The sequence below is a fragment of the Streptomyces endocoffeicus genome, from assembly GCF_016741935.1.
Lineage (GTDB): Bacteria > Actinomycetota > Actinomycetes > Streptomycetales > Streptomycetaceae > Streptomyces > Streptomyces endocoffeicus.
This window is the reverse complement of record NZ_JAERRG010000085.1, coordinates 1-8209: the sequence shown is the minus strand read 5'-3', so window position 1 is coordinate 8209 and position 8209 is coordinate 1. Positions and strand designations below refer to the sequence as shown.

7 protein-coding genes are annotated in these 8209 nt (G+C 71.6%); 2 read left to right on the top strand and 5 right to left on the bottom strand.

Features of this window, described 5'->3' with window-relative positions:
* On the top strand, positions 1 to 333 hold a 333-nt coding region (locus JK364_RS53585; protein ID WP_201858747.1), incomplete at its 5' end, for a tyrosine-type recombinase/integrase.
* 456 nt (positions 334 to 789) lie between these two features.
* On the opposite strand, the gene JK364_RS53580 is transcribed toward JK364_RS53585, so the two are convergent.
* From JK364_RS53580 to JK364_RS53560, 5 genes are all read right to left on the bottom strand, one after another.
* Positions 790 to 1776, bottom strand: a complete 987-nt coding sequence (locus tag JK364_RS53580) for an acyltransferase domain-containing protein (protein ID WP_201858746.1) — start codon at positions 1774 to 1776, stop codon at positions 790 to 792.
* Positions 1773 to 3575: a glycoside hydrolase family 20 zincin-like fold domain-containing protein gene (locus tag JK364_RS53575; protein ID WP_201858745.1), complete on the bottom strand. Its 1803-nt coding sequence runs from the start codon at positions 3573 to 3575 to the stop codon at positions 1773 to 1775. The genes JK364_RS53580 and JK364_RS53575 overlap by 4 nt, the downstream gene beginning before the upstream one ends.
* A gap of 145 nt (positions 3576 to 3720) precedes the next feature.
* Entirely contained in the window at positions 3721 to 4641 is a 921-nt protein-coding gene (locus tag JK364_RS53570; protein WP_201858744.1) for a polysaccharide lyase, read from the bottom strand.
* A gap of 95 nt (positions 4642 to 4736) precedes the next feature.
* Positions 4737 to 5798 (bottom strand): dihydrodipicolinate synthase family protein, encoded by a 1062-nt coding sequence (locus JK364_RS53565; RefSeq protein ID WP_201858743.1) that lies wholly within the window; start codon positions 5796 to 5798, stop codon positions 4737 to 4739.
* The gene (locus tag JK364_RS53560) at positions 5798 to 6832 is read right to left on the bottom strand and encodes an NAD-dependent epimerase/dehydratase family protein (protein ID WP_201858742.1); all 1035 of its coding nucleotides are present in this window, start codon (positions 6830 to 6832) and stop codon (positions 5798 to 5800) included. Before JK364_RS53560 ends, JK364_RS53565 begins: the two co-directional genes overlap by 1 nt.
* A 121-nt stretch (positions 6833 to 6953) precedes the next feature.
* Between JK364_RS53560 and JK364_RS53555 the strand changes: the two genes are divergently transcribed.
* Positions 6954 to 8096 (top strand): GntR family transcriptional regulator, encoded by a 1143-nt coding sequence (locus tag JK364_RS53555; protein WP_201858741.1) that lies wholly within the window; start codon positions 6954 to 6956, stop codon positions 8094 to 8096.
* Positions 8097 to 8209: the final 113 nt, after the last annotated feature.

The following is an 8209-nucleotide window of genomic DNA, read 5'->3' as shown; positions in this document are numbered from 1 at the left end:
GCCTTCTGCCACCCGGACGGCTCACCGCTGCGTCCACAGGGGGTGCTGGTCGAGCTGCGGTGGCGCGCCGCCGAGCTCGGCCTGCTACGGATCGGCGTGCACGACCTGCGACACACCGCCGCCACCATCATGATCAGCTCACGGGTGCCGCTGGCCGTGGTCTCCAAGACCCTGCGCCACTCGACGCTGGCCACCACCGTCAACCTCTACGGTCACCTGCTCCCCCACGCCGCCCGCGACGCCGTCACCGCCATCGACACAGCCCTGGAACGCGCCGACCGCAAACACGCCACCGGCGACCCTGGCGGAGCGTCAGAACAGCGGGCGGCCTGAACCTTTTGTCCGCCCTGCTCCCGCTTGGGATTCTCTCTACTGCGGTGCCCCTGGCCAGGGGCACCGTGGCGGTGGCGCCTCAGCGTTCACCGGTTGTCATCACATCGCCATCACGTGTCACACGAACGCAATCAGCGGGCCTGTCATCACTGACAAACCCGCTGGTCACACCGTCGGGACGACAGAATTTGAACCTGCGACCCCTTGACCCCCACGGGCAATATTCGGCACCCGTAGCCTGGTGTCGGACTCCGCCCGCCGTGGTACGCCGATCCCAGGACACCAGGTGCAGCAGACCGCGCCCGCATGCCGCACGCTGTCAGCTCTTGCCTGACGGTGTCACGGATCTGACGGCTCAGCTCGTGCCCATGCTCCTAGCCTCCCGCTGCCGAGTCGTTCGGCGAGACGGTCCGCCTATTGGAGTCCGGGAGTACCGGCAGACCTTCCTCTGACGCCTTAGGGCAGGGAGGTCCAGCCGTGGTTGAGCCGCCAGTGGCCCCCAGACCGCAGGTGGCCCACGATGGCGCGCTGCAGGGAGGTTCGCCGCGGCAGCCGGTCGAGGTCGGTCGTACCGGGCGGGACGTGGAAGACGAATTCCAGGACATCGTCGTCACCGATGCATCGGCTGCCGAAGCGGGTGAACCGTCGCTGGAAGCGGAGGATGTTCGCCTCCGGCCGGAGGTGCGCGGCGAGCTGGTCGTCCAGGAGCCAGGAACTGCACGTGGCGAATCGGGCGGGCTCGTCGGGGAAGTGCCGTGTGAAGAAGTCCCGCGCGGCCCGCAGCGACGCGTCGCACCGGGCCGGGGTCAGCGGCCCGTCGCCGGGGATGTGCACGTCCAGGACCCGTTCGCCGTCCGCGGGCCCCTCCGGTCCGGGCGGGCCGCCGAGCGCCGCTGTGTCCAGCGTGGTGCGCTCGAACTGCAGGCGCCCGAGTCGGTGCAGTGTGCCGCGGAAGTGCCGCATCACCCACCGCTGCCGGTCGAAGCCGCCGGTGCGGTGGGCGAGGCGGTACGTGGTCATCTTGGCGCCGACGTCGGCGAAGGTGGCGGCGACGATGTCGTCGGGGACGCCGAGGCGGCGCTGCCGCTCCAGGGCCGACGGCAGTGCCAGCAGGTACAGGTGGACGTAGAAGTAGCGTCCGGCTTCCCCGAGCGCGGCGGGCGCGTCGGGCCAGGCCGTCTCCCGCGGCGCGGGCGCGGACCTGGCAAACAGGGTCCGGTGGCAGTGGAGCAGTGCCCGCCACCGGTCGGGGGCGCGCTCCGGGTCCGGCAGTGTCGCCAGGACCGGATCGTGGTCCCCGGTGGGGACGGCGAGGAGCCGCATACGGCGGCGGGCCTCGTCGGGTGGCATGGGCTCGGGGTCGGGGACGTCATCTGCGGCCTCCTGCCGGCCGAGGACGTCCAGCCACTCCTCGGCGTCCGGTGCCGTGGGTGTATACGTCATCGGTGTGCCGCCCGCAGCAGTTGGTGGCGCAGTGGGTCGATCCGCGTCAAGCTGTCGTCGAGGCCGCCGGGACGCGAGCGCAGCAGCCAGCACGCACGCTGCTCGGCGAGCAGCGGGGGAAGGCGCAGCAGCAGTCGGCGTGCGGTGTCGGCGGGGATCGCGTCGGCCCCTGCTCCGACCGCCGCACGGGCCCGCAGAACGTCCACGGCGAACTCCGCGAGGTCGATCGCGTGCAGGAGTTCGCGCACGACGAGGTCGCCGTCGGCCGCGGCCAGGTCGGTGGCGGCCAGATCGAGGCGGCTCTGCGCCAGGGCATCCGCGGTCACGTCCAGGGCGGCGGGTGTCGGCAGGTCCGGCAGCGGCAGCGAGGGGTCGGGGAACAGCGCCCGCGCGACGGGCGACCCGTTCAGGAGCGGGATTCCGAACAGCCGGTACACCCCGCCCAGGCGCTCCAGGACGCTCCCGGCGAGCCCGGCCGCGTCCAGCAGCACGTGGTCGTCGAGGACGGCGCCGAGGTCGAGGCCCCGGTTGGTGTCCAGGCACCAGCTCGCCGCACCGCCGAACACGGCGGGGCCGAAGGCGACGGATGGCGGGTCCCACATGCCGTTGTCGCCCCAGGAGGTGAGCAGGTAGCCCGAGGCGCCGTGCGCCAGACCCGCCTCGGCGGCGTCCACCATGTTCTCCACGGCATTGTCGAGGCGGCCGAGGATGCCGTTCCAGTTGCCGGCGCCGGGCGCCACCCAGTAGGGGATCCTGGCGTCTGCGAGGAGCTTGCCATGGGCGGCGAATCCGTCGCGCAGGCGGTTGAGGTCGGTGCCGCGCCGCTGCCAGGCGTCGGCCTCCGCGCTGTGGGCGTCCATGACCTCCACGGCGTGCTGTGGCGCGTCGTACTGCCAGATCACGGGTATCGCGCCGGGCGGCACTTGGTCCAGCAGTTCGGGGTGGCCGGCGAAGACGTCGGCCCAGAACTGCACGGTGTAGCCGGCGTCCAGCCAGGGCCGCAGCACCGTGGTGACGTAGTCGAAGTAGACCGTGCCCAGGCCGTCGCGGCGCGCCCGGTCCCGGGACCGGCCGGTGCCCAGCTCGAAGGGCTCGTCGGCGCCGATGTTCAGGCGCCTGGCGCGGACATGGGCGGTGACCTCCATGAGCAGGCTGTGCGCGAAGCCGGCGTTGTCGAGGGTGGGGGCGAGAGTGCTCGGCGGGCGGTGGGCGCCGCCGCGCTCGAAGCCGTCGGGGTTCTCGGCGCGGTGCGCGTACGGCGGGTGGGCGAGAAAGCGTTCCATGTGCCCGAAGGTGTTCTGGTTCACCACCAGGTCGATGCCGGCCGCGGTACAGCGTGCGTCGAGCCAGCGCAGGTCGTCGGCGGTGAGCGGGGAGGCGTCCTGCCAGACCTGCTGGTGATCGGCGAAGGCGTAGGTGTGCTCGGTGTAGAGCTCGAACTGGTTGAAGCGGGCCAGGGAGAGGATTTCCACCCAGCGGGCCAGGGTGCGGCGGGTGGGCACGCGGTCCCGGCTGATGTCGAGCATGAAGCCGCGGCGCTCGAAGTCGGGGTGGTCCGAGATGTCGTAGCCGGTCTCGGGGAAGTCGGGGGCGGCCCGCAGCTGGTCGAGCGTCCGCAGGGCGTAGCGCAGCCCGGCCGGGTCCCGGTGGTGGACGCTCACGCCTTCCGGGCCGGTGCGCAGGCGATAGCCCTGGGCGGGTAGCGCGGGGTCGAGGGTCGTGGTCACCGGGGCGTCGGCGGGGGCGCCGCCGGGGTGGGTGGTGAGCGAACGGGGGGCGGGGAACGGGGTGGTGGGCAAGGAGGTTCTCCCGGTGCGGGGCGTGGCGGCGCGGGGCGGGGCACGGCGTGGCGTGGCGTGGCGGGGCATGGCGTGGCGGGGTGCCGGGAGGCCGCTGGGGCCTCCCGGCACGGTCGGTGGGGTGGGTCAGGAACGGTGAAGTGCGTCAGGAACAGCTGCTCAGCTCGCAGATGTCCGCCCGGTCGGTGGACACCTTGATGTCGTCGAACCACATGTAGCTGTCGTTGACCGGGGCGAACTCGGTGGTGGCCCCGCCGGCGAAGCTGGAGAAGTACGCCTTGTCGATCTGGTCGCCGTTGCTGACGAAGCGCAGGCCGGTCTTCTTGGCGGCGGACTCGCCGTTGTAGAAGATCTCGATCTCGCCGTCGGGGTTCGCCTGCCCGCCCGTGACGGTGTTGACCTTCAGGCGCTGGACGACGTTGACCCACTTGTCCTTGGGCCACTTGATGTCGGCGCCGTTCTTCTGGAGGACCACGTCGTCCCCGTACTGGCCCTCGTGCCCCATGCTGTAGTAGTACACGGCCGCCGTGCCGTTGTCGTGGGACCAGATCGGCCGGGAGGTGAAGCCGTTGGTGCCGTCGCACGGTTGTCCGCCGGAGCAGGCTTTGCCACCCGCGAGGCCGACGCCGACCTTGCCCGCGAACTCGGTGGTGCCCCAGCTGAAGTCCTTGCTGAACTTCACCCAGAACGACAGGTAGTACTCGCGCGCCTTGGGAACGGCGAACGGCGCGATGGCACCTGAGTCCTCGGGGCCTATCTTCCCCTTGGGGTAGAAGACGCGCATCGACTTGTCGCCGCTGTGGGCGGGGGTGCCGCTGTCGACGCGCGTACGGGTGTCAAAGCCCAGGGGCGTGTAGCCGTTGGAAACGTCCCATCCGTCCTTGGCCCACTCGGACGGCGTGTAGGGGGAGCCCGCGGCCGGCCGCTCGAAGTCGATCGGCCGCAAGGCCGCGGTCGAGTGGGACTCGCCGGTGCGTTCGGCGGCGGCCTGCGGGGCCAGGCTGAGGGTGGCGAGCACGCTGGTGGCGGCGCCGGTCAGGAGCATGGTCTTCGTCTTCGTCTTCATCGTTCCTCTTTCCGGTTTCCGGTGCGTGTCCCGGCGATGGCGACTGATGGGGTTGATGGAGGTTGCGATGTGGAGGGTGATGCGAAAGGTGGGGATCACGGCAGCCAGTGGGGCAGGCCGTCCGTGACGAACGCGTCCTCCTCTCGGAGCCAGGGGTGAGCGGCGTGTACGCGGGCGATCTCCTCTGCCTGGCCGGGCGAGAGACCCTCCGCGGGGTCCAGGCACCAGGTGCCGGCCAACAGGCCCTGGCGGCGCAGCACTTCGTGGACGCCCGCGATACAGCCGGCGAAGCCGCCGCGCACGTCGTAGACGGCCGCGTTGGCGTCGGTGTCACCGGTCAGCCGGGCCAGGGCGCGCCGCCGGGCGGCCGGGTCGCCGGCGCGGGCGGCGTGGACGTCGTCGAGAAGCCGCACCGCGGAGCGGGTCCACACCGCCCAGTGCCCGAGGAGCCCGCCGGCGAAGTGGCGCACGACCGGGCCCGCGGGGCCGGACACGTGGTACGGAGTGAGCAGGTCGGCCACGATGGCGTCGTCGTTGCCGGTGTACAGGGCCACGTCGCCGCCGCGGTCGGAGGCGGCGATGCCCTGGACGAGTTCCAGGGTGCGGTACCGGTCGAACGGAGCGGCCTTGACGGCGACGGTCGACTCCTGGTCGGCCAGCCGCCGCCAGTACGCGCGGGGCAGATAGCGGCCGCCCACGGCCTCCTGGAGGTAGAAGCCGATCACGGGCAGCACCTCGCCGATGGCGGCGCTGCGGTCCAGGAGCGCGCCAAGGTCCGCCTCGGGCAGTCCGGCGGGTGAGACGAGGACAGCGTCGTAGCCCACCTCGCGGGCGGTGTGGGCCTCCTGGACGGCCTGCCGTACGGGCCCGCAGACCCCGGCGATCCGCAGGAAGGGCCGGTCCCCGACGGCACGGCTCACTTCCTGGGACGCGAGTTCGAGCACGGCGCGCAGCAGTCCGTGGTCCCGGACGGCGAACTGGGTGGTGTGGACACCGACGGCCACACCCCCGGCACCGGCCGCCACGTAGTAGCGGGTCAGGGCGCGCTGGCGACGCTCGTCCAGGGTGCGGTCGGCGTGCAGGGCCAGGGGGTGGGCAGGGATGACGGTCCCTCGGTGCAGAAGTTCGGCGGTGGCCGGGGGCAGGGTCGGCGGCATCAGAAGCGACCGTCCCTGCGCTCGAACTTGGTTGGTTTGTCCCATAGTTCGTTGCCCGCGCGCAGCCAGGCCGCCTGCAGATCGATGAGCTGCCCGAGGGTGCGGTCCGGGTAACCGAACAGCGCGTGGCAGGCGGTGGCGTCGCTGAGCAGGCTGGTGCCGGGTGGCTCCCCGGTGAACTCGGCCTTCACGCCGAGGCGTTCGGCCAGCCGCAGGGCGAGCGTACGGACGCCGGCGGTCTCCGGTCCGGTGAGGTTCAGGAGGAAGGGCGCCCCGCCGCGGGCGTGTTCGATGCTGCGCAGGACGACCTCGTTGGCGTAGCGCTGCCAGACGACGTTGACGGCACCGGTGCCCAGGTCGACGGGGCGTCCGGCGAGCAGGGTGCGGGCGAGGTCGGCGAGCACGCCGTAGCGGGGCTCGACGGCGTAGTTGAGGCGGATCAGGGCGACGGGGGTGTCCCGAGTGCGGGCGGCGTGGGTGAAGACCCGTTCGCGGCCGAGGCAGGTGAGGGCGTAGTCGCCCTCCGGCCGGGGCGTGTCGCTCTCCAGGGAGCCGCCGGTGACGGGGGCGGTCATCCCGTACACGTTGCCCGTGGACAGGGCGACGATCCGGGCTCCGGGCCAGCGCCGGGCGACGTGGTCGGGCAGCACCGTGTTGGTCAGCCACGCCTGCTCGGGTGCGGTGGCGGTGCCGAACTTGGCGCCGACCAGGTGGATCACCGTGCCGGCGTCCGGCAGTGCGGCCAGGGCGTCCGGGTCGGACAGGTCGGCGGTGACCGTCTCGACTCCGCGCGCCGCGAGTTGCTCGCGTGCCGCCGGGTCCGTCCACCGGGACACCGCGAGCACCCGGGCGTCCGTACGGCCGGCGCTGACGAGCGCACGACGGGCCATGTCCGCGATACCGGAGCCGGTCTTCCCACCCGCGCCCAGGACCAGCACGTCACCGGGCCAGGAACGGGCCTCGGCCACCAAGTCGAGCCCCGGCCGGCCGAGTTCCTCCTGGAGATCCCGGAGCCCGGTCAGCAATTCACTCATCACGTCTCCCGCGTCAAAATTCATTCCCTTTTAAGGAATGAATTCTCTTTTCTTGTCGCTTCAGCCAGAAAAGCATCGCCATCTAGTTGACGCAAGAGAATGTTTGGCGCAATCTCCCAGAATGAAGTCGGCAGGGAAGAACAATTCATTCCTTCGGGGTCCCAAATACCTGCACATCGCGAAGCGGCTGCGCATGAACATCGAGAACGGCCTCTGGGCCCCGGGCACCCAGCTTCCTGTCGAGCGGGAGCTGGCCGAAACGCTGTCGGTGAGCATCAATACGGTTCGCCGGGCCGTTGGGGAACTGGTCGACAAGGGCCTCGTCCAGCGTCGTCAGGGCGCGGGTACCTTCGTCATGCCGGTGGCGGAGTCGTCCGCCGGCACATCGGCGGCGGCACCGGTGGGCCGCCGGCTCATCGGTGTGCTCGTCCCGTCCACGACGTACTACTACCCGCGGGTCGTGGACGGGATCCAGCGGGTGTTGCGGGACGCGGGCGTCGGCGTCGTCCTCGCCTCGTCCAAGTACGATCTCGCCATCGAGCGGGACGAGTTGCGGGCGATACGGGACAGCGGCGTGCAGGGCCTGCTGCTGGTGCCGAACCTGCACCTCATGACCGACCCGCAAGGCTATGTCGACGACCTGCGGGACCTCCCGCTTCCCTACGTCCTGGTGGAGCGCAGACCCTCGGCGCCGGAGCCGGACGACCCCACGTCATATGTGGGCACCGACCATGGTGGCGGCGTCTGTCTCGCCCTGCGGCACCTGCGTGGCCTGGGCCACCGGCGGGTGGGGCACCTGGGCAGGTTGCGCACCGGCACGTCGGCGTTCGTCGCCCAGGGCTTCGACGACGCCACGGCGCTGCTCGGGCTCGACGCCGTCGACGACGCGGTGGACCGGCGGGAGGTGTGGACGGGCGCGGAGATCGCCGCGTACGTGCGCTGCTGCGCTGCCGCGGGCGTCACGGCCGTCTTCTGCCACGGCGACCGGGACGCCGCCGCCCTGGTGGTCGAGGCGCGGCGGCAAGGGCTGACGGTGCCGGACGACCTCGCGGTCGTCGCCTACGACGACGAGGTCGCGGAGGTCGGCGACGTGCCGCTCACCGCGGTCTCGCCGCCCAAGTCCGAGGTGGGCGCGCTGGCCGCCCAGCTCCTGCTGCGCCGGATGGAGGCGGGTGACGACGCGCTCTGCCACCGCGTGGAGATCCAGCCCCGGCTGGTGGTCCGCGCCTCCTGCGGCGCCTCCCGGATCAAGGTGCCGGACTGACCTTCCGTTCCGTCACGGCACGTGCGGCGTTCGGACTTCGCGCCGCGTTCGGACCTCGCGCCGCCTTCGATCCTCATCCCACCATCCCACCTTTCGAGATCTCGCCCTTTCGA

Coding starts and splice junctions, on each gene's coding strand:
- JK364_RS53580 (WP_201858746.1), bottom strand. CDS start 1,776: ATGACGTATACACCCACGGCACCGGACGCCGAGGAGTGGCTGGACGTC.
- JK364_RS53570 (WP_201858744.1), bottom strand. CDS start 4,641: ATGAAGACGAAGACGAAGACCATGCTCCTGACCGGCGCCGCCACCAGC.
- JK364_RS53565 (WP_201858743.1), bottom strand. CDS start 5,798: ATGCCGCCGACCCTGCCCCCGGCCACCGCCGAACTTCTGCACCGAGGG.
- JK364_RS53560 (WP_201858742.1), bottom strand. CDS start 6,832: ATGAGTGAATTGCTGACCGGGCTCCGGGATCTCCAGGAGGAACTCGGC.
- JK364_RS53555 (WP_201858741.1), top strand. CDS start 6,954: ATGAAGTCGGCAGGGAAGAACAATTCATTCCTTCGGGGTCCCAAATAC.